This is a genomic window from Flavobacterium bernardetii (assembly GCF_011305415.1).
GTDB classification, from domain to species: domain Bacteria; phylum Bacteroidota; class Bacteroidia; order Flavobacteriales; family Flavobacteriaceae; genus Flavobacterium; species Flavobacterium bernardetii.
Genome location: NZ_JAANOQ010000001.1, coordinates 204,491 through 229,525, shown reverse-complemented (window position 1 = coordinate 229,525; position 25,035 = coordinate 204,491). Strand labels below are relative to the sequence as shown.

Sequence of the window (25,035 nt, the reverse complement as noted above, 5' to 3'; positions counted from 1 at the left end):
ATTTATTTATTTTCTTGCCAAACGATAAAACAGTACTTTTCATACGTTTGTTTGTGATATTTTGGTAAATTAATTTTCTCTTTGAACAAAGGACAATTGATCACTAACGTATGATATTCTCCATTTTCTCCACAAGCATCAATTCCTTTTTGTTGTAAATCGAGTGCTAATTCTTTGGTTATGATTTTACCTAAATATGCTTCGCCCATTTCTAAATTACAGGAAACTATCATCGTTTCAATTCCAGCATCAATCATTTGAAAAACCAAATCTATTCTATCTTGTTGCCATAATGGTAAGAACGCTTTTAGTTCAGCCGCATTACAAACTTTTTCTTCCCATTCACGATGCGGTTCTAAATCTATATCACCAAAAACAACACCTTCAATTTCGTATTGTTTTTTTATATCGTGCAAAATTGCAATATAATTTTTCTCATAGTCATTCCAAGATGCCGGAACTGCTACTAAAGGCACACCAATTTGTTTAGCTTGTTGTTCTAATACAGAAAATGGAATACCGTGTGAACGCGAAACTTTTCCGTTTTCATTCATCATGTTTAGTAAAACGGTTGGCTTTAAACCTTGTTCAGCTGCTTTCATTAAGGCGAAACAACTGTCTTTTCCACCGCTCCAAGAACTTAGTACTCGCATCTTATTTGACTTGCATCGGTAAACCAGAAACCATAAAAGTCACTTTATCTGCTTTTTTAGCAATAAACTGATTGACCCAACCTTGTAATTCAACAAATTTTCTACCGATATGGGTTTCTGCATGAACGCCCATTCCGATTTCGTTTGTGATGATTAAGATGGTTGTATCTTCCATTAAAGCTAACTTTTCAATTTCAGCTTTAGCTAATGCTAAAGAAAGTTCTACATCATTTTTCGTATCTACAAAAAAGTTGGTTAACCATAAAGTCACACAATCTATAATGGCCACTCTTCCTTTAAAATCAATTTGAGACAAGTTTTTTTCTTCTTCAATATTAGTCCAATTTTCGTCTCTTTCACTTTGATGTCTGTCGATTCTTTTCTGAAAATCACCATCCCATTTTCGGGCTGTAGCCACATACATTGGGGTTGCAGAAAGTTCCAATGCTACATTTTGAGCATAACTACTTTTTCCAGAACGTTCTCCACCAGTAATTAAATATATCATAATTTTTTAAATATCAATGGCAATAACAATTTCAAAATTCAATGGCAATCACAATGGCAATGGCAAAATTCAATTTTAATAATGAAATTACTTTTTACTTTTTACTTTTTACTTTTTACTTTTTACTTTTTACTTTTTACAAAACCATATGGACAATGACGACAACCATTTTCGCAACACGTTCCTCTTTTTAAATGAAACCATTTTGTTAAAACATACTTTTCATTTTCGATATAATAATCAATATTTTCAATGAAATGAGTGGTGTTAGGTAAATCTTTCGCTTTGTTATCTTTCGCGTTTTCAGGAGTAATTGTTTCAATATATTCCTCAATTTTTGCAACAGTAGCATCTTTTAAACACGGCGGACATAAACAGTCAGAAATGCCATCTAAAGTAAATATAGGTGGTAAATCATTACACCAACATTTTTTTACTTCCGATTCATTTCCACAACCAAATGGAGATTCACAAACGGAGCAGTATTTTTGTCTAATTGTATTCACTTCGTAAAGATAGTATTTTTACGAATTTCAAAAATTAAACCCTCATTTTTTTTATACATTTGCAAAAACAACAACAATGAATCGCTTTTACTTATTTATTTTTACCTTTTTATCCTTATTCCTATTTAATTGTAAGAAAGAAACTTCTACAAATGAAATTGAACTTTCGAAAAACAACATCAAGTATGCTAAAAGTTTATCTATTGAAGAAGGTGATGATTTTACAATCGTAAAAGTTTCAAATCCTTGGCCGAATGCTAAAGAAACGTTTACTTATGTTTTAAGAAAAAATAATAGTAAAATCCCAAGTACTTATTCAAAATTTCCAGTTATTGACGTTCCTCTAAAAAATTCTATAGTTACTTCTACGACTATCATTCCATTTTTAGAGCAATTAGGAGTTGAAGAAAAATTAATTGGATTTCCTCATACCGATTACATTTCGTCAGAAAAAACAAGAGCGTTAATTGAGCAAAAAAAGATTGCTAATGTGGGTCAGAACGAGAGTTTAAATATTGAAAAAATCATAGAATTAAATCCGGATGTTTTAGTTTCTTTTTGTGTCGATAATGTAAATCCGACCTTAAAAAACTTAGAACGAAACGGAATCAAAATTGTCATTCAAGCGGATTGGATGGAACAAACCCCACTTGGAAAAGCAGAATGGATCAAATTATACGGCGCTTTATTCGGAAAAGAAAAAGAAGCCAATGATATTTTTAATTCGATTGAAAAAAATTATAATGAAACCCTAGCTTTAGTTCAAAATACAAAGAAACAACCTTCTATCTTTTTAGGTTCGTTGTATCAAGATCAATGGTTTGTGCCGAATGGAAATAGTTGGTTGGCGTATTATATGAAAGAGGCAAAAGGCGATTATTTATGGAAACAAACAGAAGGAACCGGAAGTACGCCTTTAGGTTTTGAAAAAGTTTTAGAAACCGCTCACTCCGCAGATAAATGGATAACAAGCAGTTTCAGTTCTTTAAATAACATGAAAACTACCAACCCAAATTATGCTGCTTTCGATGCCTTTAAAAAAGGAGAAGTATATAGTTTTGAAGTTAAGAAAGGAAAAACAGGTGGTGTAATTTATTACGAACAAAGTCCCTCTCGTCCTGACTTAGTGTTGAAAGATTTTATTAAAATTTTACATCCAGAATTGATGGAAAATTACGAATTTACCTTTGCTACAAAAATCAAATAAATGCAAAAAACTTTCAAAAACAGCTCGCTATTTATTGGATTGTTTACCATTCTTATTTTAGCTTTTCTAGCGAATTTAGCTTTAGGAAACGTATTAATTCCGTTAGGAGATGTGTGCGAAATTTTAATCCATCAATCTCATGAAAAGCAAACTTGGACGTATATCGTTTTAGAGTATAGATTTCCAAAAGCAATTGTTGCGATTTTAACTGGAGTTGGACTAAGCATTTCTGGGTTAATCATGCAAACACTTTTTAGAAATCCATTAGCTGGACCTTATGTTTTAGGTTTGAGTTCTGGCGCAAGTTTAGGCGTTGCCATTGTGATTATGGGTTCTTTCTTATTGCCCACTTTTGTAGCAGATTTTCTAGTCAATGATTACGGAATCTTAATTGGTGCTTTCTTCGGAAGTTTTTTAGTTTTATTATTGGTTTTCTTCGTAGCTTCAAAATTAAAAGACACCATGTCTATTTTGATTGTCGGATTGATGTTTAGCAGTTTAACGAGTGCAATTATCAATGTGTTAACTTCTTTTTCGAGTGCAGAACAATTACAAAAATTCACCTTTTGGACTTTAGGAAGTTTAGGTAATTTAAACCAAAATCAAGTGTACTTATTAGCTATCGTAGTTTTAATTGGTTTACTTTTAAGCTTTACGATTATCAAACCTTTAGATGGTTTATTATTAGGTGAAAATTACGCGAGAAGTTTAGGAATCTCAATCAAAAGAACACGAAATATCAGCATTATAGCTACTAGTATTTTAGCTGGAACAATTACCGCATTTGTGGGTCCAATTGCTTTTGTTGGATTAGCGATTCCGCATATGGCGAAGTTGATTTTTCAAACGAGTCAGCATAAAACACTTTTTGTAGCGACGTTGCTTTTAGGCGGAATAACGATGTTAGTTTGTGATACGATTTCGCAAATGCCCAATCAAGATTTCACTATTCCAATTAATGCGATTACTTCTATTTTAGGCGCACCGGTTGTGATTTGGTTAATTATTAGAAAAAAGGGAATTAGATAAATTTAATTATTTTTAACCACATAGGCACATAGATTTATTTAATAAATAAAAGCGCTTCGCTTAAAATAATAAACATAGAAAAATAAATATGATAACACAAAATTCTATTAATCAATTAACGTATGAAATAATTGGAGCAGCAATAGAAGTTCATAAAATTCTTGGTAAAGGTTTATTAGAAAGTGTGTATCACAAATGCATGATTGAAGAATTAAAAATAAGAAAGATAAATTTCAAATCAGAATTTAAAGTTCCAATTAATTATAAAGGAGTTGATTTAGACTTTGATTTTAAATGTGATTTATTTATAGAAGATCTGGTTATAGTAGAATTAAAAGCTGTAAATGAAATTTTACCAATACACGATGCACAATTATTAACTTATATGAAATTATTATCCGTTCCAAAAGGACTAATATTAAATTTTCATAGTAATAATATTTTTCGTGAAGGTCAAAAAACTTTGGTTAACGAACATTTTAAAAACATACCAAAATAGCTTATGTTTATTATTTAAAGCGGAGCGCCTTCCTTTAACCTCAATATAACTATGTGCCTATGTGGTTCAAATAAAAAAACTAAGTAATGAAAACCTCCATCTTAAAAACAGAAAATCTAAACATCGGATACACCTCTAAAAAAGGGAAAATCGAGATTGCTTCAAATATCAACATCGAATTAGAAGCCGGAAAATTAATTACTTTAATTGGAGGAAACGGAATTGGTAAGTCGACTTTATTAAAAACCATCACTTCCATTATTCCAGCATTGGAAGGCGAAGTTTTTCTTTCTGATAAAAAAATAGCGGAGTATTCTCCAGAAACTTTAGCGCAAAATTTAAGCATTGTTACGACTGAAAAATTACCAGCCAGTAATTTAACGGTTTCGGAATTAATTGCTTTAGGTCGACATCCTTATACGAATTGGATGGGTAACTATACAGAAACCGATTTGAATCATATTGAAGAAGCGATAAAAATCACAAATATTAGTCATTTACAATATAAAAAATACAACGAAATAAGCGATGGTCAATTGCAAAAAGTGATGATTGCAAGAGCTTTAGCACAAGATACACCGCTAATTATTTTAGATGAACCAACAACTCATTTAGATTTATTTCACAAAGTGACGGTTTTTAAATTGTTGAAGAAATTAGCCAACGAAAACAATAAATGCATCTTATTTTCGACACATGATATCGATTTGGCGATTCAATTAAGTGATGAAATGATTGTGATGACTGAAGATTTTTGCATTCAAGACCAACCTTGTAATTTAATAGAAAAAGGTATTTTTGATACTTTATTTAAAGATGAACATATCGTTTTTGATAAAACTTATGGTAAGTTTATTGTGAAATAGGGTTTTCAAAACGTTTTCTGTAAACTTTTAAAGCTGTTTCTAATTGCTTACTATCAAAATCTAAATCATCCGTTTTAAGTTTTATCTTTCTTCCCTCATAGTAGAAAGTTAAATATTGCACTGAAGTATCTCCATTTTGGATTATTTCAATTTTCTCACCACTTACATTTTGCCATTCATAACAATATTTTTCACGAATGTAAATTTCTTTATTTGAAATACTCAACAGAATAATATGTAACCTTTTCCTTTTTTTATTATTGAAAAATAAATTAATCAAAGAAATTAAAATAATTATTGCTCCTAAATAATTTTTATTTACAAGTTGATAAACCCCAAAAACGAAGAAAATTAGAGACAAAAGAAAACCCAACTGTATATTTGTCTTACTATAAAAAATATTTAATTTTTCAGGATACTGACTTTCGTTATAATATAAATTATTCATAATCAAATCCTTTAATCTCCTTCACTTCACCCGCTTTTAAATCTCCTAATTCAATATTTCCTACACGAACTCGGATTAATCGCAACGTTGGAAAACCAACAGCTGAAGTCATTTTTCGTACTTGACGGAATTTCCCTTCGGTTAAAGTTATCGAAACCCAACTTGTTGGACCATGACGTTCATCTCTAATTCTTCTACCTTCACCAATATGTGTTGGAACTGGAATTAACTTCGCATCACATTTTTTAGTGATGTATTTTTTACCGTGAAAACCGATTTCTACACCATTTTTTAATTGTTCGACAGCTTCTTCGGTAATAATTCCATCGACTTGCGCATAATATTCTTTTTCTACTTTTTTACTTCGAACTAATTCGCTCATCATGCCATCAGTGGTCAGTAATAACAAACCTTCCGAATCTTCATCTAAACGACCAATCGCCATAGTTCCTTCCGGAAAATCGTATAATTCACCTAGTTTTCGTTTGTTACGTTTTAGTTCGTAAATAAACTGACTGATAAATCCGTGTGGTTTGTGTAAAATAAAATGTTGATGTGACTCCATTTTGCAAAAATAGTTTTAATTTTTAATTTAAAACGCCACGAATTCACGAATATTTTTTGCCTCTTGGAATTAGTAAGATTCGAATTTCATCGAAAATGAACAAATTTCACAAATCAAGATTTTTTAATTCGATAATTCGTGGCAAACAATCATAAAAATAATTTCACGTAGATTAATAAAGATTAAAAAGGAAAATATAAAAACCTGCGGTAAAATTTAAAAAAAATACTATTTTTACTTTTTATAAAATTATATCCCAAAAATGAACACATCTATTCTCTTAGTATTCGCCATTTTAGTTTCGTTAGCCATTGGTTTTTACATTGGCAAACTGCTTTCAAAAACCCAATCTAATGCTGAAAAAAGCAATTTAGACGGACAATTAACTTCACAAAACAACCAACTTTCCGAATTAAAAATTACACTTCAGAATTTACAAATCGAGAAGCAAAAAGTACAAGCTGAAAAAGAAGAATTTGCCATTTTATTAGCGAAAAAGGAAAATGATTTCGATAATTTATTGGAAAGAAATAAAGAACAAAAACAAGAAGTAAACGAACTTCAAGAAAAATTCAGCAAAGAATTTGAAAACTTAGCAAATAAAATTCTAGAAGAAAAAACACAGAAATTTACCGAACAAAATAAAGAAAATCTAAAAAATATTTTATCGCCTTTACAAGATAAAATTTTACATTTTGAGAAAAAAGTTGAAGATACTCATAAAGAAAGCATTGATTATCATGCCGCTTTACGTCAGCAAATATTAGGCTTACGCGAAATGAATGCACAAATGAGTAAAGAAACCATCAACCTAACTAAAGCTTTAAAAGGCGATAGTAAAATGCAAGGAAATTGGGGCGAATTAGTTTTAGAACGTGTGTTAGAAAAATCAGGTTTAGAAAAAGGCCGCGAATACGAAGTGCAACAATCATTTACTAACGAAGAAGGAACTAGAATTTTACCTGATGTGATTATCAATTTACCTGATGGAAAAAAGATGATTGTAGATAGTAAAGTTTCGTTAACAGCTTATGAAAGATATGTAAATGAAGAAGACGATGCACAACAAAATATCTATTTAAAAGAACACGTAAATTCTGTAAAACGTCATGTGGAGCAATTGAGTGACAAACGTTATCAAGATATTTATCACATGGAAAGTCCGGATTTTGTCTTGTTATTTATTCCAATTGAACCCGCTTTTGCCTTGGCTTTACAAGAAGATTTAAATTTATACAACAAGGCATTTGAGAAAAACATTGTGATTGTAACACCTTCTACTCTTTTGGCGACTTTACGTACAATTGACAGCATGTGGACGAATCAAAAGCAACAAGAAAATGCGATAGAAATTGCGCGTCAAGCTGGAGCTTTATACGATAAATTTGAAGGTTTTGTTTCCGATTTAATTAAGATTGGAAAGAAAATGGATGAAGCCAAAGTAGAATATTCTTCAGCTATGAATAAGTTGACAGAAGGAAAAGGAAACTTAGTAATAAGTGCAGAAAAACTAAAGAAAATGGGTGCTAAAGCAAAAAAAGCTTTACCAGAAGCCATTTTAAAAAGAGCCGAAAACAACGAAGAATTACTAACTGAATCTGAAAACTAACTCAGATTAAAAACCAAACAATATGACTATAATACGAAAGATTTTAGTGTATGGAATATTAGCAATAGTTTTAGCTGCTTCAGCGTACATCGCCGCATTATATTACGCAACTTTTAGTGACGGAATTAGAACTGGCGAATTAATTAAATTTAGTCATAAAGGATATATTTTTAAAACTTGGGAAGGCGAATTAAGTCAAGGACTTTCAGGTTCACAAAAATTTGCATTTTCTGTAATGGACAATCAACCAGAAGTAATTGAACAAATGAAACTGAATCAAGGAAAATTTGTAAAAATTGAATATATCGAACGCTACGGAACCTTTTCATGGTGGGGCGAAACCAATTATTACATCACCAAAGTTACTCCAGAAAAATCACCTTATTTTAATGTCAAATAATGAATAAAACCAATACTGTTTCCGCTTCAAAAATCACATTATCGGAATTAATGTTGCCCTCACATAGCAATTTTAGTGGAAAAATTCATGGTGGTTATTTGCTAAGTTTGATGGATCAAATTGCGTTTGCATGTGCTTCCAAATATTGTGGAAGTTATTGTGTAACTGCTTCTGTTGATACCGTAAACTTTTTAAATCCAGTAGAAATTGGTGAATTGGTAACCTTAAAAGCTTGTGTGAATTATGTTGGAAATAGTTCTATGGTTGTTGGAATTCGAGTGACTTCGCAAAACATCCAAACTGGAAAAGTGAAGCATACTAATTCTAGCTATTTTACAATGGTTGCCAAAAACTCAGAAGGCGAAAATGTTCAAGTTCCGAAATTAATATTATCAAATTTAGAAGAAGTACGTCGTTTTTACGAAAGTATTAACCGAATTTCAGCTAAAAAAGCATCCTTACAAGACGAAATTACTTTAGATTTTTCATCGGATGAAGCATTAGAAAATTTAAAAAAATACAATATCATAATTAACCTAAAATAATGAAAAACGATACAATCAAAACTTTATTTCTTGCTTTGTTTCTTGTTTTTACTATAGAAAACTATTCTCAAACAAAAAAGGAAGTTGACACAACAAAGATTGCTTTTATTGCCTATTGGGCGAAAGGTGACAATCATAAATTTAAGATGGTTAAGTCTATAGAAAGACTTAAAAATGACAAATCAATTAGAAATGATTCTATAGTTTATGATGCGTTTTTTAAAGTTTTGGATTCTACTTCAACATCTTACAAAATAAGTTGGAAATATAATTGTGATATTTTGTATTCGTTAAATCTTCCAGAAAGACTTAAAAAAGATAAAAAATCAATTACTAATATTGAAGTTATTTACACAACTGATGAAACTGGAATGGGTGTTGATATTGAAAACTGGAAAACAATATCTGATATTTACACTAAAGTAATAAATGATGTAAAAAACAATCTAACTGCTGAAGAAGAAAAAATTTACACTAGCGTTTTAGATCCAATGCTAAATGCCTTATCAAAAAAAGAAGGAATTGAGGAATATTGTGCAAAAGAATTAAACTTGTTTCATTTTCCTTTTGGTGTAGAATTTGACCCAGAAGAAGAAATAACCTATGACCAAATTATTCCAAGTCCTTATTCAAAAGAAGGCTTAAAAGCTAAAACTAGAGTTTATTTTGAAGATCATAATTATAAAGACTCACATTGTACTTTTTATTCAGAATTAAATATCGACCCAGATGATTCTAAAAAAATGATTACTTCTTTATTTAAAAACATGGGAATAAAAGATGAAGAAATAAAAAAACAAATTAAAAAATCGAAGTATGAAATAAATGATTCTAATGGATTTGATTACATTTATAATCCAGGTGTTCCAATGTATATAATCAATACCAGAAGAGTTGAGATTGATATAAAAGACCAAAAAGAAACTAGAATTGATACTATTGAAATTGAATTTGTTGAACAAATTAATACAAAATAAATGAAAAAACTATCTTTGACTTTCCTGCTTTTTGGATGTATTACCTATGCTCAAAAACAATACGAACCAACTACAGAAGAAACTAAAAAAGCAGTAGCTTTAAGAGAACAATACAAGAAATCTGATATTGCTATTTTAGAAAGTTCGGAAAAAATAAAATTTAACGTTTCAAAAGATGAAAAAAACGTTGAAGTTACAAGTCAAATCAACGAAAAATTAATGAATATTAATCACCGTGCTGATATTCATAAATATGAGTTTTACGACAGTCAATCTGAAATAAATGCCTTCAAATTTAAATATAAAACGAACAAGGAAGTTTTCTTTCCTATTCATGATGAGTTTTATAAAAGCGACGACTTGTTTTACAATGATGCAAGAGTAAAATATGCTGTTGTTGACTTTCCACTTCAAGGTTATTCGTATAATTTTGAACAAGAAAAGAAAACAAAAGATATAAAATATTTCACTTCCATTTATTTTGTAGATGAATATCCAGTTCTGAATAAAGAAATTGTAATTGAAGTTCCGAAATGGTTAGAATTGGAAATTAAAGAAATGAATTTTGCTGGACATACTATTAGCAAAACTTCGTCAACTTTAGGTGAAATCACGACACACAAATATAAAATTCAAAACTTAGATCCTAACAGTACAGAAGACTTCACAAGTGGTCCAAGTTATTTATATCCGCATATTTTATTTGTGGCAAAATCTTTCACACATAAAACAAAAAAGAATACTTTATTTAGTACCACTTTAGACTTATATCAATGGTATAAATCTTTGGTTAACGATATGAAAGATGATTCTAAAGTATTTGAAAGCAAAGTGAAAGAGCTTATTGCTAACACAAAAACAGATGAAGAAAAAATTAAAAAAATATATTATTGGGTGCAAGATAACATTAGATATATTGCATTTGAAAATGGTATTGCCGGCTTCAAACCAGACGATTCACAGAATGTATTTAATAAAAGATATGGAGATTGTAAAGGAATGGCAAATTTAACCAAACAAATGCTGAAAATTGCTGGTTATGATGCGCGTTTGTGCTGGATTGGTACAAAACATATTGCTTATAATTATTCTATTCCTTCTTTATGTGTTGACAATCATATGATTTGTTCTTTACAGTTAAATGGTAAAAGATATTTCTTAGATGGAACTGAAAAATATAATCCTTTTGGTGAATATGCAGAGAGAATTCAAGGTAAAGAAGTTTTAATTGAAGATGGAGAAAAATATATTTTAGAGAAAATTCCTTTGCAAAAATCTATTGACAACAAAGAAAAAACCATCATTAATTATAGTGTTAATAACGATAACCTTGTTGGTCATATTACAAAAGAGTTCATTGGAGAAAGTAAATCGAGTTTTTTATATAGTTACAATGTAATTAAAAACGATAAAAAAGAAGATGCCCTAAAATTCTATTTAAACAATAATGATAAAAATTTCATCATTTCTGATATTGTAACTTCAGATTTAAATAACAGAGATCAAAAGCTGAATTTACAATACAAAGCAAATATTTTAAATAAAGTTTCCACTTTTGATAATGAAATGTATGTAGATTTAGATTACGAAAAAGAATACAGTTCACTAGATTTTAAAGAGCGAAAAAAAGATTTCGAATTTGATTTTAAAAAATACAATGATGTTGAAATAATCTTTCAAATTCCAGAAAATTATAAAGTTTCAAAATTGCCACAAAATATAAATATTACAACAGACGATTATTCTATTTCATTAACTTATGAAGTTGTTGGAAATACAATCAAATATAAAAAGATTTTTAACTTCAAAAATGGAATTATAAAATCGGCAAAATTTAATGATTGGAAAAATCATTTTGAATCTATCAACAAAAATTATTCTGAACAAATTGTCCTAACTAAATAACCTTAACCAAATGAAATTCAAATTATTAATAGTTTTATTTTTAAGTTCATTACTATCACATTCTCAAACAAAAGAAGAAATTAAAGAGTTTTTTTGGGGAAAAAATGACACTTACAAATCCGCAAACACCATACCCGAAAAATATAAAAATGAATCAGCTGTAATCATATATAAAAATCAAAATTTCGATTATCATAAATTTGGTAAAAGCGTTACTTTCATTTCTTCCAACAGAAAAAGAATCAAATTATTAGATCAAGCAGCGGTTAAAGAATTTTCAGAATTTTCATATGATGATAAATTCGTTTCAAGTAAAGGAAATTATTCGTTAAGATCTTCAACTTTAGTTTTAGGTGTAAAAGTTATAAAACCAGACGGAAAAGAAGTAGAAATTGATGTAGAAAAAGAAGCTGTAACGGAAGACAAATCTAAAAAAATTGCGATTTCAAATTTAGAAGTTAATGACATTATTGATTTCTATGTTCACATTACTGAACCATTTAAATCTTTTGAAGAATATGGTTTCGACCCAGTGGAAACTACTTTAGGTGAAACTTATCCTATTTTAGATTTAAAACTATCTTTCAATACTGAAAATGACTTTTTTGTGAATTTTGAAAGCTATAATGGTGCTCCAAAATTAAAACAAGTAGATACTGGAAAAAGTAGTGCAAGAAAATATGAATTACTTGCCAAAGATGTAGCTAAAAACGATTTCCCAAGATGGTTTTTACCTTTAGTAGAATTACCATGTTATAAATTTCAAGTGTTTTTTGCAAGATCTGGAAAATTTGAAAAATTAGCTGATGCCTTTTTATCTGACAAAGAAAGCGTTATTAAATCGAGAGTTTCAAAAGATGATGTTTACAACTATTACGATACGAAATTCAAACCTTTAGGTGATATCAAGGATATTGAAAAATTTTTAAAAGGAAAAACGTTTAAAAATGATGAAGAAAAAGTAAAAGAAGTTTATTATTTCTGTCGTCATCAATACTATACTAGATATGTAGAAGCTTTTGTAGTTGATGAAGCTAAAATTATGTATCCGTATGAATTGTTTGAATCGTACCCAATTTTCTTTACTTACGAACAACAGTTTATCAACTTTTTCATGCAATATTTAAAAAGTGAAAAAATAAATTTTGATATTATTATTGCAACAGATAGAGAAAACGGTCCAATTAGTGATATTTTAATTCAAAGAAATGCTAAAGTATTATTAAAAATTCAAACTGAAAATCCGTTAATTTTTGGCTTCTTTACTCCTTACTCTACGCCTGATATTTTTAATGCAAACATTGAAAACACTAAAGCATTTGCTTTAAAAGTTTCAAATAACAAAAAAGTAAATGCGATAGAAGAAATTACGTTACCAAAAACAACTCATAAAGACAACGTTTCAACTTCAACAACTTATTTAACTATCAATGCCGATTTTAATAAAATTTCTGTTAAGCGTGAAGAAAAGTTATTCGGACATAACAAAGAATTTGAAATTGAAGACAAAGTAAATTTTATTGATTTTGTAAATGAAGATTATAAAAAATATGGTACAACACCACTTTTAGATTTAGTAAAAAATAAAAAGAAAAAAGAGCAGTATAAAAAAGAATATGATGCCTTATTAAAAAAGATAAAAGACAATCAATTAGAAAGTACTAAACAAGGTATTGAAAGTGAATTCGGATTTAAAATTGAAGATTTAAAATATGAATTAGTAAATACAGGTCGTTTTGATAAAAACAATCCACTTCATTATAATGCAGATTTTACAATTTCTAATGAATTAATTAAAAAAGCAGGTTCAAATTATATTTTAGAAATAGGTAAATTCATCACTTCACAAGTAGAAATTGAAGAAAAAGAAAAAAATAGAACTAATAATATCTATTCTATTTTTCCAAGAACTTTTGATTATAATGTAACTTTAGATATTCCAACAGGATTTACTGTAACTGGAATTGAAAAATTAAATACATCTATTGAAAATGAAACTGGAGGATTTATTAGTACAGCAGTAATTAAAGATAACAAACTAATAATTAAAGCTAATAAATTTTACAAAAACAGCTACGAACCTTCGAGCAATTGGTCAAAAATGGTAGATTTTTTAAATTTATCTTATCAGTTTACTCAGGAAAAAATATTATTCAAGAAAAACTAATCTAATGGCTGTCTTTTAAGGCAGCCATTTTTTTATAAATCTACATTTACAAATTTATTTAGATAATCTAAATGTAAAATGGTTTTAGTGTTCGATTCGTTTTTGTCATACATAGGTAAAAACTTTGCACCATAAACAATCTCATCAAAAGTATAAGAAGTTCGTTTTACTACAGTTGCACTATACATATCGTCAAAAGCTTTCACATATACTAATACTTCCCCAATAGTTTGTTGATAATCAGTTATATTCAAATTAAACAAAGGACTTTCTTCATTAATTGGATGTACTAATGTCCAACTTAAAGTTAGGGAATTAATTTTTGTCATCTCTAATGGTAAACTATAAAACTTATTGGTAGAAATGCCGTTTTCTTCAATTAAAATACCAACTGTTATAAAAGCTTCTGCGTCTGTCAAATTCGTGTTTTTATGAGGAGCCATTCGCATCATTAAAGCTTTACCCTCTTTATATGGAGCAATTAATGCATTTTCTGAAAACTGAATATGAGCATTTGGTTTACTAAATCTTCCATAGAATAATCCTGTTGCAATAGCAAAACTCAACAATCCCGATAAAGCTTCTACAGCTGCTACAAAACTAGCTGCAAAACCGGAAGGACTAATATGACCATATCCAACTGTGGTAAAGGTTTGAATACTAAAGAAAAAAGCTTCTCCAAACTTATCCATTCTTGTGATTGAATCTACACCACGTAAATTTTCAACACCAATAAGCAAGTATATTGAAGCAAAAAATATATTTACAATAAAATAGAAAAGTATGATGATAAAAAAGAATTTCCATCTCGGAATTTTTAGCATAATATGATACCAACTGATATTATCTAGAAATCCAATACCTACTTTTTGAATGTTGGCATTTCCGTTTTTATTTATAAATCGGCCACCATAATTTTGAGAATTGGTTCCAAATCCCGTATTAGTTTCAGCTTTTGCTTTCTTATTTATTTTTTTAAGTAGTGCCATATATTAAAAAAGTCCCAAATTATGGGACTTTGTAAAAATAGTATAATCTTTTTATTCAATAACTAAATTTGTAGAATAAGACTTATCGTCTGAAGTTACTTTTACAATATAATTTCCTGAATTTAAAGTATTTGTTATAATTTTATTTTCCAACTTAGTAATAGTTTTTTCTAAAACAAGTTTTCCTAAAATATCATACAATTTAACTTCTACAGTTTCTGTCCCATTTGGTAAATCAATCGCAAATATTTCATCTGCAGGATTGGGATACATTTTAAAGCCAGCTAAATAAAAAGAATCTGTACTCAATACAAAATTTGCAGAAACACCATTACCTCTTGAACTGTGTGAAGTAAAAGTAATACTACTTCCAAGAGCCCAAATCAAATCAATAGTACTTGGTCCGTTTGTGAAAACAAAGTCTCCACCAGCAGTATCTCCTGTATTTAAAGCACGTGTTGCAATTAATGTTCTTACTCCAGATGCCACAACATTAGAGGTAACTGTCCAGTTATTTGGAGCGGAATCTAAAGCAGGTTGAGCACCAGAACCGCTAAATCTTCTATCGGATAAAGTTGCCGCTGCAACGCTTGCACCAGATACAAATGCACAATCTCCACCAGCAGTAAACATTGAAGTCATACCTAAACCAACTGCATAACCATTAGCGGAAGGACCAACCATTGTCATTGTAACCGTTGTAGGATTAGTATCAAATTTTACTCTAAAAGTTGTACCACTAAGTTCAATAAAATTTGTAGTGTAATTTTGAGCTGATGTAAATGCACAAAAAAGTAAAAAGCCTAAAAGTAATTTATTTTTCATAATTAAATAATTTTATTATAGTTTGGTTATTTGTATTTAAAGCATAATCTAATGCTTCTTTATTATTTTTATCTTTAATTTTTAAATCCGGCTTTGCTACTAAAATCTCTTTAATAATTTCTGTGTTCTGAACAGTTATAGCTAACATTAAAGCTGTAGTTCCGTTGTTATCTTGTATGTTTAAATTTGCTTTCTTACTAACAAACAACTTTATTAATTCTAAATTTTGTTTCATCACTGCTGCCATTAAAGCAGTTCCACTAGTAGAAATAAAATCAATATCTTTTACTTCATTTATTAAATATTTTGCAACTTCTGTATTGCCTCTATATGTAGCCAAAATCAATGGTGTATAGCCACTAGGACTTACTTCATTAATACAATTAGCATTTTCTTTAATTAATTGTTGCAACTCAACAACATTTCCTGTTCTAGCAACATCAAATACATCCTTTTGTGAAAAGACTAAATTGGTAATAAAAAAACAAATAAGTACTATACGCATTTTAAAAAACTCTAATTAAATTAAATCCAAAAGCAATTTGTCCTTTTCCCCAATCACCAGATGTACTTCCTAAATAACCTGATTCGTGCATGGCTTGTGAATTGGTAAAATGCATTTGAAAAACGTGCCCACCTGTTTCTAAATCAAACCCAATTGATAATGGATTTTTAAAATCAGATGTTTCAGTTCTATTTAAATGAGCCACATAATCCATATTAAATGACCAACGCTTCGTAAACTTATATCTTCCACCTAAACCTAAAGCAAATTGACTATTATCTTGAAAATTATTAGCAACATAATTTTCATGAAAATGTGTTGGGGCCAACTCCAATGACAAATTATCATTAAACTTTCTTGATACTAAAATTTGCGTAACATATGCTAATCTATCAGAAAATTCTATTTTGGGTAAAACAGTTTTTTCAAGTTCAGAATTTATAGTGACACTATTAAATCCAACAACATCAAAAGGAGAACCTGTTGTCTTTTGACTAATTAATTTATATTTTGCAGCAAATTCATAGGCTTTTTGAAATCCTGAACGCGATATTTGCAAATTTACTTTATCTGATAAACCATAAACAAATTGTAAACGAGTATTGGCATTATCTAAACCAAAAAAGTTATCAAAGCCTTTATCAAAATATCCAAAACGGTGAGCAACTACAAAAAACAAATCACCTTTAGAAGCTAATTTTGTTGATTCTAAGTTTACAATTTTCAACGATTTAAATGCTGAAGAAACACTTTCATTAGGCTGAGCAACTGTATCTATTTCATTTAACAAATCGCCTTGAGCAACCATTAATAAAGGGAAAACAAAAAACAATACTACTATATTCTTTTTAAACATAATTTCTATTTTATTTGGGCTTGGTCTATTTTAATTTCTTCTAATAAAGAATCAAATCCTATTAATCTACCTTGTACAGAAACATTAGAATTCAACTCTATTTTTGTTAATTCTGACATTATTACAAATACTTTATCATCTATAACAATTGTACTGTTTTTATCATCAATACTTGTAATTTTTCCTTTTATAGTAATTGCTTTATCTAAATATTTTCTATTGGCAGAACTTTCGTTAGCTAAAAATTCTTTCAAAAGATCTTTTACAGTTAAAGTATATAATGATTTTTCAGAAGAAATATCCCGATGATCATGATATAAATACTTATATGTAATAAATAATCCGAAAATTAAAATAAGAAAACCTGCAACTATTTTTTTCATACTCTTCTTTTTGTATTTGTGATTACAAACATAATGTTTTTTTTCATTTGTATATACAAACTTAATGTTTTTTTTGTAATATTGCTTAAATATTAAAAATTTAACATGAAAAAAGCAAAATACCTAATAATTCTGTCCGTATTTTCTGGAATTAGTTGTAGTAATAATTCAGAAGATGACTTAACAACACCTATAAATTCTGGTGAAATAACAACTTACAATAATTATGTAAAATCTGTAATTGACAATAATTGCATAAGTTGTCATGGTGCAACAAGCCCGTACGGTGGCTTGACATTAACAACATATAATCAAGTAAAAAACGCTGTATTGAACAATAATTTATTAGATAGAATTAATTCAAATGACGCATCATCTGTTATGCCAACTTCTGGGAAATTACCAGAAAACACATTACTAAAAATTTCAGATTGGAATACAGACGGATTACTAGAATAGTATTTGTATATAAAAAATTATAATAATTTAAAACAATAAAATATGAAAAAAATTTCATTATTAATATTGGTTACACTGTGTAGTTTTGTTCCAATACAAGAAAAAAAAATAACTAAAACAGGTACAATTACATTTGAAGCTTCTGTTCCATCATTCGAAGAAGTGAAAGGAAAAAATACGGCAGTAACATGTATTTTAAATACTTCAAATGGAGAAATTGCAGCATTGGCACTAATGAAAGGTTTCCGATTTAAAATCGCTTTGATGGAAGAACATTTTAATGAAAACTACATGGAAAGCTCTAAATATCCTAAAGCAACTTTTAAAGGAAAAATTGAAAATTTTGATATTTCAAAACTAACCGCAACAACGAAAGAGTTCACTCTTAAAGGAAAACTAGAACTTCATGGAAAAAGTAAAGACATTACCACTGTAGCAAAAATTAAAAAAATAGGAACTGATATTGAAGTAAAAACTACTTTTCCAGTAAATGTTTCCGACTTCGAAATTGAAATCCCAAGTGTTGTTTCAAAAAAGGTAGCCAAAAAAGTTTCTATAGATTGTAACTTTTTATTAAAATAGCACACTAATCTTAAAATTAAACCAAAAAAATATGAAAAATTTAAAACAAATTGCTCTAGTTGCATTCGCAATTTTCTCTACACAATTTTACGCACAAACAAAAACTGGTGCCGTAACTTATGAAATGTCAATGCCAGACAATGCAGAATTATCAGCAATGGGAACTAATACTATTAAGGTTTCATTTAGTGAAAAATCTACTGCTACACAAATGGATATGATGGGCGGAATGATTTCAATCAAAACCATTACTCCAGATAAAAGCAATGCAACTGACACTAGAATGTTGATGGACATGATGGGTAAAAAATATGAAGTAACTGGCGGTTCTCAGGGATTTGGAAACTCTGATATTGCTTCTTTAAAAGATGCTGTATCTGTTACTTATGACAAAAAAAATACTAAAGAAATTTTAGGATACAAATGCTATAATGCAACTGTTAAAATGACAGATGGAACGGTTTCTAATTTTTATGTAACGGAAGCCATTACAGTACAAACAAAAGCTGATGACAAAATAAAATTATCAGGTTTTCCATTAGAAATTGAAGTAAATAGTGAAAAAGGAAAAATAATATTGTTAGCAACTGCTTTTGATAAAGCACCAACTGCTAACTGTTTTGTAATTCCAGAAGGTTATAAAAAAGTAACTCAAGAAGAATTACAAAAAGAATTAGGTGGAATGTAATATTCAAAACCTTTAAAATTTAAAAATCCCATATTCAGTTTGAATATGGGATTTTTTATTTTCTATGTTTTCAATTTCTTTTTTCTAGCTGCTGGAAATAAAACATTATTAAGAATTAAACGATAACCAGGAGAATTAGGATGTAAGTCTAAAACTGTAGGCGCATCTCCTACTCTATGTTGATAATCTTCTGGATCGTGCCCGCCATAATAGGTAAACATTCCTTTTCCTTTTTGTCCATGAATATATCTTGCCTCACCATTTATTTTACATTCGCCCATTAATAGCACATTTGATTTAATTTTATCAGCAGCAAAAGCTGTAGTTTGACCCATAAAACCTTTTACAATTTGCGTATGATTTTGACATAACATGGTAGGAATTGGATCCCATTTTGCTGAAAAATCCATTAAAGTAAAATAATCAACTTCCATAGAAAAACTTCCTTTACCGTGTTCTTCTGTGGTGTCAATATCTGAAAATTCATATTTCATGGGTTGTTTTTCCAAAATATAATCTTTGAAAGCAAACGTGTTGTTATAATCGATTTTTGCTTGGTAATTGGGTTCACTTGCGTCACCATCAAACATTGGTTCACATATATCTGTACTTTCTGCAGAAAGTGCAATATCAAAACTATCAGTAGCAGAACACATCGCGAACATAAATCCGCCACCAATAACATAGTCTCTAATTTTTGTAGCTACTGCCAACTTTTCTTCAGAAACTTTACTGAAACCTAGTTTTTTAGCTAATGCTTCGGCTTCAAGTTTTTGTTGAATGTACCAAGGTGCATTTCTATAATTTCCGAAAAACTTACCATATTGTCCTGTAAAATCCTCATGATGTAAATGCAGCCATTCGTACAAAACCAATTGGTCAGAAAGTACTTCTTCATCATAAATTTCGGTATAAGGAATTTCAGCATAGGTTAAGACCATAGTTACGGCATCATCCCAAGGTTGCTTCCCTTTTGGAGTATAAACTGCAATTTTTGGTGCTTTTTCTAATACTACCGTTTCCATATTTTGAGATGGACTACTTATTTCTTCCAAAATTGACGCCGTTGCTCCATCTGTTAAAACTTCAAAAGAAACACCACGAATTTGACATTCTTTTCTAATATCGTCACCATCTGGTAATAAAAAAGAACCACCTCTATAATTTAACAACCAATTTACTTTATAACTTTTGGCTAATGCCCAATAGGTAATTCCGTAAGCCTTTAGATGATTTTGTTGTCCTTCATCATCCATGGGTAGCAATATAGAAGATGCCTTAGCTTGAAAGCTAGAGAAAACGAAACAAATTGCTAGTGCAAAAAACTTAAATTTTGAATTCATTAAATAGTTATAATTCGTTGATTTACTAATAACAAACCAAAGATAAGCAAAAGATAAAATAATTAAATGTTAAAGTGTAGGTAATTCTACATTTGCAAAACCAGGTATTTCTACCTGTATAAAAAATCAGGTAATTCTACTCTAAAATAATTAATTTAAACGCTATAATTTAGTAAAAAATTAATGATATGAATACTCTGCTCCCCATGTTTGAAAAAAAATACAACAATACGTTAAGACTAATTGGATTAGTTTTACTTGGTATAACGATATGTATCTATGCTGTTTTGGTAGCTAGATTTTTAATAATAAGTTAGTATATTTTTTTTGAATTCAGTTCGGATAATTTTCCTCTCCTAGTCCTTAGGAAAACCTGATTATTCAATTTATATTCAACAATTCTTTATGTATTTAAATTGTTCAAACTGAATTCAAAAAAAATTACAAATCTATTTCCTCTAATGTGATTATATTGTTTTGGATAGCGTAGACTACTAATCCAGCAATATTTTTTGTTTGAGTTTTTAATAACAAATTATTTCTATGTCCTTCTGCAGTCCTCGGACTAATGCTTAATTTCTCTGCTATTTCAACCGCATTATATTGTTTACAAATTAATTTTAACACTTCAATTTCCCTTGTAGTTAATTGCGTCGTATCAAAATCGCTTTTAGAAGGATGTTTTCCAGAAATAATATCTTTATAAATGACTTTCATTACTTCATCATTATAATAAAAACCTTTATTTGCTACTTCATTTATTGTCAGCACTACTTCTTCAGGTGATGCATTTTTAACAATATAAGAAACCGCTCCAACTTGAATCATGTTTGAAATAAACGATGGTGTATTATAACTTGTTAATGCAATAACTTTCAGTTCTGGAAATTCTGCATGTAAGATTTTTGTAGTTTCAACGCCATTAAGATTTGGCATTTTTAAATCGGTAATAACAATATCTGGTAAAACAGCTGTAGATTTTAAATAATCTACTAATTCTTGACCGTCATTGGCTTCAAAAACTATTTTAAAGTTGGGTTCACGTTGCAATAAAAAAGAAATTCCTTTTCTAAACAGCACCTCATCGTCTGCTAAAACAATATTTATTATAGTGCTCATATTTTAAAAATTAAATTCTATTAGAACACCTTTATTAATTTCCGATTGGACAGTTAATTTCCCACCTAAGTAATTTACTCTACTTTCAATATTTTGCATTCCGATTCCTCTTTTTTGATTACCTAAACTCGCATTAAAACCAACCCCATTATCTATATATAAACAAGTGTTTTGTTTGTTTTTACTTACAAAAGTAATTGAAATACTAGTTGCTTTTCCATGTCGCATTGAATTATTTAATACTTCTTGTAAAATTCTGAAAATGTGTAATTGCTTTTTGACTTCTAAAACACTGAATTCTAATTCGTTTTCATAATTAATTTTTACATTTTTAGCTGTTGAAAATTCTAAAACTAATTCTTCAATCGCAGCATGTAATCCAAATTTCTCAAAAACTGGAGGCAATAAATCGTGCGCAATTCTTCTCGAATTCTCTAATGCTTTCTTAGTTAAATCAATAATATTATTAGTAATTTCAGTATGTTCAGATTCTGATAAATTTGGTGTTTTTAGCAAATGTGTATTTAAAGAAACGATATTTAATTTAGAACTGATATCATCGTGTAAATCTTGAGCAATTCGCATGCGTTCTTCTTCCTGCGTTTGAATTACCGATTGCAATATTTCCTTTTGATACATAATTTCTTGATTTTTTTTTTCAACAGCAATTTTCACAATTTTCTTACGTGAAAAGTAAAAGAAAAGTACTAAAGTTAAAAAAACACTAAAAAAAGCAAATAATATAAACAGAAAAGCTTTTATAATTTGCTCAACAGCAATATGAGTAACTTCCATATTTATTTAGAATTTAGTTTTTTTAATTGATAAAGTAGAACAATTGAATAAATCACAGCAGTAAAGTGAGTCAGAAGTGAATTTAATCTACTAAAAACATTTCCAAACTCGATCATGTAATTATCATAGATAGAAATACTTTGCAGAGGCCAACTCAAATAACAAAAAAAATTAATTATAAAATGAATTAACAGGGCTAAATTTACATAGTATAATTCTTGAGGTTTATCGTATTCATTATATAGGTAAACCATACCATAAACAATAAGTGGAAATATTGTAATAAAAATGTCTTGATAATGAAAAACAAAAAAAGATTTAGGATAAATACTATATTTTATTATTAAATATGTTAAAACTAAAATAAGTAAAATTTCAACAATATTTCTCCATTTTTTACTTTCAAACGAATAAGAATAAAATAAACTCAATAAACCAAATTGAATCATAAATATAATATTTATAAAAAAATGATTATACATTTTAAACCAAGAATAAAGATGTTTACTTATAAAATCAAGAATAAATAAAACAATAAGATATATTGAAAATATCTTATAGGCTTTGCTTTTGTTTTTAAAGCCTATAAGATACATTATCGCAACAAAAAATGCTAATAATAAAAAATAGTATTTTGATTTCAAATCTTAAGGATTATAAAGCGGGCTTGTTATATCACAAGTTTGAGGACAAGGCATTGTGCCACTATAAATAGTATCAGTCATGTCATTTTCGTTTCTATCAACACCTACAAACATTAATTTTTGCATTCCAGTTGTGTCAACTCCCATATAAGCTCTAACATTTACAACTTCTGGAATGACAAGTAATTCTGTTAAAACATCTAATGGAATTAAATGTGCTTTTGCTAATGGTTTTGGCGGATTTGTTTGCCATGATTTTGCCCATGCTTCTGCATCGGATAGGGGGATGATGTAATTAGGCATAGTTGTTAATTTTTTATAGTTAATTTCCTAAAATTAATAAAAAAACTAACACAAAAAACAAAAAATTAACAAAAATTTCAATTAAAACGGAACATCACTATTTTCATCAAAGCTACTATTCATACTGCTACCAAAAGCATCATTTGGTGAAGGTAAATTTGGAGTTGCAAATGGGTTGGCTTGTGAGTCTAAATTCATTTTAGATGTAAAAGAATCATCATAAGACATTCCAAATTCATCTAAATTGTCAAACTTACCAAATTGTCCTAAGAACTTTAAACGAATGTTATCTAAACTACCATTTCTGTGTTTAGCTACAATAAATTCAGCCTGATTAGTGGTTGGAGCTGCTTCTTCATCATCCCAATTGTCAATTTTATAATATTCTGGACGATAAATGAACGAAACGATATCGGCATCTTGCTCAATCGCTCCAGATTCACGTAAATCGGAAAGTAAAGGTCTTTTACTAGAACCACGAGTTTCCACGGCACGAGATAACTGAGAAAGTGCAATTACTGGCACACTTAATTCTTTCGCTAAAGCTTTTAAACTTCGAGAAATCATCGAAATTTCTTGCTCTCTGTTTCCACCACCTTTTCCAGATTGACCAGCAGACATTAATTGCAAATAGTCAATTACAATTAGTTTAATTCCGTGTTGAGAAACTAAACGACGGGCTTTGGCACGTAAATCGAAAATTGATAACGAAGGTGTGTCGTCAATATATAAAGGTGCTTTTTCTAAATCTTTAACTTTAACGTTTAATTGTTCCCATTCGTGAGGTTCTAAATCTCCTTTACGAAGTTTTTCAGAAGTTAATCCGGTTTCACTTGAAATCAAACGCGTTATTAACTGTACAGATGACATCTCCAATGAGAATAAAGCAACAGGTTCGTTATTCGTAACAGCAATATTTCTTGCCATCGACAATACGAAAGCGGTTTTACCCATACCTGGACGCGCTGCAATAATAATTAAATCGGAAGGTTGCCAACCTGATGTTAAATCATCTAATTTTCTAAATCCTGTTGGAATTCCAGATAAACCTTCTTTGTTGGAAATTTCTTCAATACGTTGTTTAGCTTGGTTTACTAAACTCTGAGCCGTTTCGTATCCTTTTTTAAGATTTCCTTGTGTGATTTCGTATAAATTCGTTTCGGCTGTATCTAATAAATCGAAAACATCCATTCCTTCATCGTAACAATCTTCAATTAATTTACTTGAAATAGTAATTAAACTTCTTTGAATAAATTTCTGAAGAATAATACGAGCATGGAAAACAATATGCGCCGAAGAGGCAATTTTTTGTGTAAGTTGAATCAAATAAAAATCGCTACCTGCCATTTCTAATTTTCCGTTTCTTTTTAATTGTGCAGAAACAGTTAATAAATCGATAGGTTGCGGTGGTGTGCTATGGAATAATTGGTTAATCGCTTCGTAAATATATTTGTGTGCTTCTTTATAAAAAACATCTGGATTTAGTAAATCAATTACTTCACCTGGTGCTTTTATATCAATTAACATCGCTCCTAAAACTGCTTCTTCAATATCTACAGCTTGAGGAGGTAATTTTCCTTTTTCTAAATTAATAATAGTAGTTTTATCTACTCGAACAGGGTTTATATTTAACGATTTTTCCATACTGCGAATGTAATGT

At 29.2% G+C, this 25,035-nt stretch carries 28 protein-coding genes; 13 read left to right on the top strand and 15 right to left on the bottom strand.

Annotation, left to right across the window (positions count from 1 at the left end):
* Positions 1-2 precede the first annotated feature (2 nt).
* From G6N05_RS01090 to G6N05_RS15745, 3 genes are all read right to left on the bottom strand, one after another.
* Positions 3-653, bottom strand: coding sequence for a Dph6-related ATP pyrophosphatase (locus G6N05_RS01090; protein ID WP_166124721.1), 651 nt, complete (start codon positions 651-653; stop codon positions 3-5).
* Position 654: 1 nt separating this feature from the next.
* Positions 655-1,161: a bifunctional adenosylcobinamide kinase/adenosylcobinamide-phosphate guanylyltransferase gene (locus G6N05_RS01085; protein WP_166124720.1), complete on the bottom strand. Its 507-nt coding sequence runs from the start codon at positions 1,159-1,161 to the stop codon at positions 655-657.
* A gap of 122 nt (positions 1,162-1,283) precedes the next feature.
* The gene (locus G6N05_RS15745) at positions 1,284-1,667 is read right to left on the bottom strand and encodes a DUF5522 domain-containing protein (RefSeq protein WP_166124719.1); all 384 of its coding nucleotides are present in this window, start codon (positions 1,665-1,667) and stop codon (positions 1,284-1,286) included.
* A gap of 76 nt (positions 1,668-1,743) precedes the next feature.
* Between G6N05_RS15745 and G6N05_RS01075 the strand changes: the two genes are divergently transcribed.
* The 4 genes from G6N05_RS01075 (at position 1,744) to G6N05_RS01060 (ending at position 5,268) form a co-directional block, all read left to right on the top strand.
* The gene (locus G6N05_RS01075; RefSeq protein ID WP_166124718.1) at positions 1,744-2,874 is read left to right on the top strand and encodes an ABC transporter substrate-binding protein; all 1,131 of its coding nucleotides are present in this window, start codon (positions 1,744-1,746) and stop codon (positions 2,872-2,874) included.
* Positions 2,875-3,903 carry an iron ABC transporter permease gene (locus tag G6N05_RS01070; protein WP_166124717.1) on the top strand — a complete coding sequence of 343 codons (1,029 nt, stop codon included), beginning with the start codon at positions 2,875-2,877 and terminating at the stop codon, positions 3,901-3,903. It abuts the gene before it with no gap.
* A gap of 88 nt (positions 3,904-3,991) precedes the next feature.
* A complete protein-coding gene (locus G6N05_RS01065; protein WP_166124716.1) occupies positions 3,992-4,402 on the top strand; it encodes a GxxExxY protein in 411 nt (136 codons plus the stop codon).
* Between the two features lie 86 nt (positions 4,403-4,488).
* A complete protein-coding gene (locus G6N05_RS01060) occupies positions 4,489-5,268 on the top strand; it encodes an ABC transporter ATP-binding protein (RefSeq protein WP_166124715.1) in 780 nt (259 codons plus the stop codon).
* On the opposite strand, the gene G6N05_RS01055 is transcribed toward G6N05_RS01060, so the two are convergent.
* Entirely contained in the window at positions 5,255-5,716 is a 462-nt protein-coding gene (locus G6N05_RS01055) for a hypothetical protein (RefSeq protein ID WP_166124714.1), read from the bottom strand. The two genes, G6N05_RS01060 and G6N05_RS01055, sit on opposite strands and share 14 nt — an antisense overlap.
* A complete protein-coding gene (locus G6N05_RS01050) occupies positions 5,709-6,281 on the bottom strand; it encodes a pseudouridine synthase (RefSeq protein WP_166124713.1) in 573 nt (190 codons plus the stop codon). Before G6N05_RS01050 ends, G6N05_RS01055 begins: the two co-directional genes overlap by 8 nt.
* A gap of 262 nt (positions 6,282-6,543) precedes the next feature.
* Here G6N05_RS01050 and rmuC point away from each other — a divergent pair, with 262 nt between their 5' ends.
* From rmuC to G6N05_RS01020, 6 genes are read left to right on the top strand one after another with little or no spacing between them, the layout of a single operon-like run.
* The gene (gene rmuC / locus G6N05_RS01045; protein ID WP_166124712.1) at positions 6,544-7,890 is read left to right on the top strand and encodes a DNA recombination protein RmuC; all 1,347 of its coding nucleotides are present in this window, start codon (positions 6,544-6,546) and stop codon (positions 7,888-7,890) included.
* Between the two features lie 22 nt (positions 7,891-7,912).
* Positions 7,913-8,290 carry a 6-phosphogluconate dehydrogenase gene (locus G6N05_RS01040; protein ID WP_205729721.1) on the top strand — a complete coding sequence of 126 codons (378 nt, stop codon included), beginning with the start codon at positions 7,913-7,915 and terminating at the stop codon, positions 8,288-8,290.
* Positions 8,290-8,835, top strand: coding sequence for an acyl-CoA thioesterase (locus G6N05_RS01035; RefSeq protein WP_166124711.1), 546 nt, complete (start codon positions 8,290-8,292; stop codon positions 8,833-8,835). The genes G6N05_RS01040 and G6N05_RS01035 overlap by 1 nt, the downstream gene beginning before the upstream one ends.
* Complete coding sequence (locus G6N05_RS01030; RefSeq protein ID WP_166124710.1) at positions 8,835-9,812, top strand: hypothetical protein; 978 nt, start codon at positions 8,835-8,837, stop codon at positions 9,810-9,812. The genes G6N05_RS01035 and G6N05_RS01030 overlap by 1 nt, the downstream gene beginning before the upstream one ends.
* A complete protein-coding gene (locus tag G6N05_RS01025; protein ID WP_166124709.1) occupies positions 9,813-11,717 on the top strand; it encodes a transglutaminase-like domain-containing protein in 1,905 nt (634 codons plus the stop codon).
* Positions 11,718-11,727: 10 nt separating this feature from the next.
* Positions 11,728-13,884 carry a DUF3857 domain-containing protein gene (locus G6N05_RS01020; protein ID WP_166124708.1) on the top strand — a complete coding sequence of 719 codons (2,157 nt, stop codon included), beginning with the start codon at positions 11,728-11,730 and terminating at the stop codon, positions 13,882-13,884.
* Between the two features lie 32 nt (positions 13,885-13,916).
* On the opposite strand, the gene G6N05_RS01015 is transcribed toward G6N05_RS01020, so the two are convergent.
* Genes G6N05_RS01015 through G6N05_RS00995 form a run of 5 tightly spaced genes read right to left on the bottom strand, consistent with a single transcriptional unit; the run spans position 13,917 to position 17,442 of the window.
* Positions 13,917-14,873, bottom strand: a complete 957-nt coding sequence (locus G6N05_RS01015; RefSeq protein WP_166124707.1) for an ion channel — start codon at positions 14,871-14,873, stop codon at positions 13,917-13,919.
* Between the two features lie 51 nt (positions 14,874-14,924).
* On the bottom strand, positions 14,925-15,698 hold the full coding sequence (locus G6N05_RS01010; RefSeq protein ID WP_166124706.1) for a T9SS type A sorting domain-containing protein: 774 nt from the start codon (positions 15,696-15,698) through the stop codon (positions 14,925-14,927).
* The gene (locus G6N05_RS01005) at positions 15,688-16,203 is read right to left on the bottom strand and encodes an ankyrin repeat domain-containing protein (RefSeq protein WP_166124705.1); all 516 of its coding nucleotides are present in this window, start codon (positions 16,201-16,203) and stop codon (positions 15,688-15,690) included. Before G6N05_RS01005 ends, G6N05_RS01010 begins: the two co-directional genes overlap by 11 nt.
* 1 nt (position 16,204) lies before the next feature.
* Positions 16,205-17,059, bottom strand: coding sequence for a DUF5777 family beta-barrel protein (locus G6N05_RS01000; protein ID WP_166124704.1), 855 nt, complete (start codon positions 17,057-17,059; stop codon positions 16,205-16,207).
* 5 nt (positions 17,060-17,064) lie between these two features.
* The gene (locus G6N05_RS00995; RefSeq protein ID WP_166124703.1) at positions 17,065-17,442 is read right to left on the bottom strand and encodes an OB-fold protein; all 378 of its coding nucleotides are present in this window, start codon (positions 17,440-17,442) and stop codon (positions 17,065-17,067) included.
* 105 nt (positions 17,443-17,547) lie between these two features.
* Between G6N05_RS00995 and G6N05_RS00990 the strand changes: the two genes are divergently transcribed.
* From G6N05_RS00990 to G6N05_RS00980, 3 genes are read left to right on the top strand one after another with little or no spacing between them, the layout of a single operon-like run.
* Positions 17,548-17,901, top strand: coding sequence for a c-type cytochrome domain-containing protein (locus G6N05_RS00990; RefSeq protein ID WP_166124702.1), 354 nt, complete (start codon positions 17,548-17,550; stop codon positions 17,899-17,901).
* A 42-nt stretch (positions 17,902-17,943) separates the two neighbouring features.
* Positions 17,944-18,483 carry a YceI family protein gene (locus tag G6N05_RS00985; RefSeq protein WP_166124701.1) on the top strand — a complete coding sequence of 180 codons (540 nt, stop codon included), beginning with the start codon at positions 17,944-17,946 and terminating at the stop codon, positions 18,481-18,483.
* Between the two features lie 31 nt (positions 18,484-18,514).
* Positions 18,515-19,171 (top strand): hypothetical protein, encoded by a 657-nt coding sequence (locus G6N05_RS00980; protein ID WP_166124700.1) that lies wholly within the window; start codon positions 18,515-18,517, stop codon positions 19,169-19,171.
* A 62-nt stretch (positions 19,172-19,233) separates the two neighbouring features.
* Here G6N05_RS00980 and G6N05_RS00975 read toward each other — a convergent pair whose 3' ends face one another.
* The 5 genes from G6N05_RS00975 to dnaB form a co-directional block, all read right to left on the bottom strand.
* Entirely contained in the window at positions 19,234-20,427 is a 1,194-nt protein-coding gene (locus tag G6N05_RS00975) for an asparagine synthetase B (RefSeq protein WP_225875108.1), read from the bottom strand.
* Positions 20,428-20,955: 528 nt separating this feature from the next.
* Positions 20,956-21,633: a response regulator transcription factor gene (locus G6N05_RS00970; protein WP_166124698.1), complete on the bottom strand. Its 678-nt coding sequence runs from the start codon at positions 21,631-21,633 to the stop codon at positions 20,956-20,958.
* A gap of 3 nt (positions 21,634-21,636) precedes the next feature.
* Positions 21,637-22,428 (bottom strand): sensor histidine kinase, encoded by a 792-nt coding sequence (locus G6N05_RS00965; RefSeq protein ID WP_166124697.1) that lies wholly within the window; start codon positions 22,426-22,428, stop codon positions 21,637-21,639.
* Between the two features lie 647 nt (positions 22,429-23,075).
* A complete protein-coding gene (locus G6N05_RS00960; RefSeq protein ID WP_166124696.1) occupies positions 23,076-23,375 on the bottom strand; it encodes a hypothetical protein in 300 nt (99 codons plus the stop codon).
* A gap of 81 nt (positions 23,376-23,456) precedes the next feature.
* Complete coding sequence (gene dnaB, locus G6N05_RS00955; protein ID WP_166124695.1) at positions 23,457-25,019, bottom strand: replicative DNA helicase; 1,563 nt, start codon at positions 25,017-25,019, stop codon at positions 23,457-23,459.
* Positions 25,020-25,035: the final 16 nt, after the last annotated feature.

Excerpts from the sequence above, each read along its gene's own strand:
- G6N05_RS01090 (WP_166124721.1), bottom strand. The coding sequence starts at position 653 with ATGCGAGTACTAAGTTCTTGGAGCGGTGGAAAAGACAGTTGTTTCGCC.
- G6N05_RS01085 (WP_166124720.1), bottom strand. The coding sequence starts at position 1,161 with ATGATATATTTAATTACTGGTGGAGAACGTTCTGGAAAAAGTAGTTAT.
- G6N05_RS01075 (WP_166124718.1), top strand. The coding sequence starts at position 1,744 with ATGAATCGCTTTTACTTATTTATTTTTACCTTTTTATCCTTATTCCTA.
- G6N05_RS01070 (WP_166124717.1), top strand. The coding sequence starts at position 2,875 with ATGCAAAAAACTTTCAAAAACAGCTCGCTATTTATTGGATTGTTTACC.
- G6N05_RS01065 (WP_166124716.1), top strand. The coding sequence starts at position 3,992 with ATGATAACACAAAATTCTATTAATCAATTAACGTATGAAATAATTGGA.
- G6N05_RS01060 (WP_166124715.1), top strand. The coding sequence starts at position 4,489 with ATGAAAACCTCCATCTTAAAAACAGAAAATCTAAACATCGGATACACC.
- G6N05_RS01055 (WP_166124714.1), bottom strand. The coding sequence starts at position 5,716 with ATGAATAATTTATATTATAACGAAAGTCAGTATCCTGAAAAATTAAAT.
- G6N05_RS01050 (WP_166124713.1), bottom strand. The coding sequence starts at position 6,281 with ATGGAGTCACATCAACATTTTATTTTACACAAACCACACGGATTTATC.
- rmuC (WP_166124712.1), top strand. The coding sequence starts at position 6,544 with ATGAACACATCTATTCTCTTAGTATTCGCCATTTTAGTTTCGTTAGCC.
- G6N05_RS01040 (WP_205729721.1), top strand. The coding sequence starts at position 7,913 with ATGACTATAATACGAAAGATTTTAGTGTATGGAATATTAGCAATAGTT.
- G6N05_RS01035 (WP_166124711.1), top strand. The coding sequence starts at position 8,290 with ATGAATAAAACCAATACTGTTTCCGCTTCAAAAATCACATTATCGGAA.
- G6N05_RS01030 (WP_166124710.1), top strand. The coding sequence starts at position 8,835 with ATGAAAAACGATACAATCAAAACTTTATTTCTTGCTTTGTTTCTTGTT.
- G6N05_RS01025 (WP_166124709.1), top strand. The coding sequence starts at position 9,813 with ATGAAAAAACTATCTTTGACTTTCCTGCTTTTTGGATGTATTACCTAT.
- G6N05_RS01020 (WP_166124708.1), top strand. The coding sequence starts at position 11,728 with ATGAAATTCAAATTATTAATAGTTTTATTTTTAAGTTCATTACTATCA.
- G6N05_RS01015 (WP_166124707.1), bottom strand. The coding sequence starts at position 14,873 with ATGGCACTACTTAAAAAAATAAATAAGAAAGCAAAAGCTGAAACTAAT.
- G6N05_RS01010 (WP_166124706.1), bottom strand. The coding sequence starts at position 15,698 with ATGAAAAATAAATTACTTTTAGGCTTTTTACTTTTTTGTGCATTTACA.
- G6N05_RS01005 (WP_166124705.1), bottom strand. The coding sequence starts at position 16,203 with ATGCGTATAGTACTTATTTGTTTTTTTATTACCAATTTAGTCTTTTCA.
- G6N05_RS01000 (WP_166124704.1), bottom strand. The coding sequence starts at position 17,059 with ATGTTTAAAAAGAATATAGTAGTATTGTTTTTTGTTTTCCCTTTATTA.
- G6N05_RS00995 (WP_166124703.1), bottom strand. The coding sequence starts at position 17,442 with ATGAAAAAAATAGTTGCAGGTTTTCTTATTTTAATTTTCGGATTATTT.
- G6N05_RS00990 (WP_166124702.1), top strand. The coding sequence starts at position 17,548 with ATGAAAAAAGCAAAATACCTAATAATTCTGTCCGTATTTTCTGGAATT.
- G6N05_RS00985 (WP_166124701.1), top strand. The coding sequence starts at position 17,944 with ATGAAAAAAATTTCATTATTAATATTGGTTACACTGTGTAGTTTTGTT.
- G6N05_RS00980 (WP_166124700.1), top strand. The coding sequence starts at position 18,515 with ATGAAAAATTTAAAACAAATTGCTCTAGTTGCATTCGCAATTTTCTCT.
- G6N05_RS00975 (WP_225875108.1), bottom strand. The coding sequence starts at position 20,427 with ATGGATGATGAAGGACAACAAAATCATCTAAAGGCTTACGGAATTACC.
- G6N05_RS00970 (WP_166124698.1), bottom strand. The coding sequence starts at position 21,633 with ATGAGCACTATAATAAATATTGTTTTAGCAGACGATGAGGTGCTGTTT.
- G6N05_RS00965 (WP_166124697.1), bottom strand. The coding sequence starts at position 22,428 with ATGGAAGTTACTCATATTGCTGTTGAGCAAATTATAAAAGCTTTTCTG.
- G6N05_RS00960 (WP_166124696.1), bottom strand. The coding sequence starts at position 23,375 with ATGCCTAATTACATCATCCCCCTATCCGATGCAGAAGCATGGGCAAAA.
- dnaB (WP_166124695.1), bottom strand. The coding sequence starts at position 25,019 with ATGGAAAAATCGTTAAATATAAACCCTGTTCGAGTAGATAAAACTACT.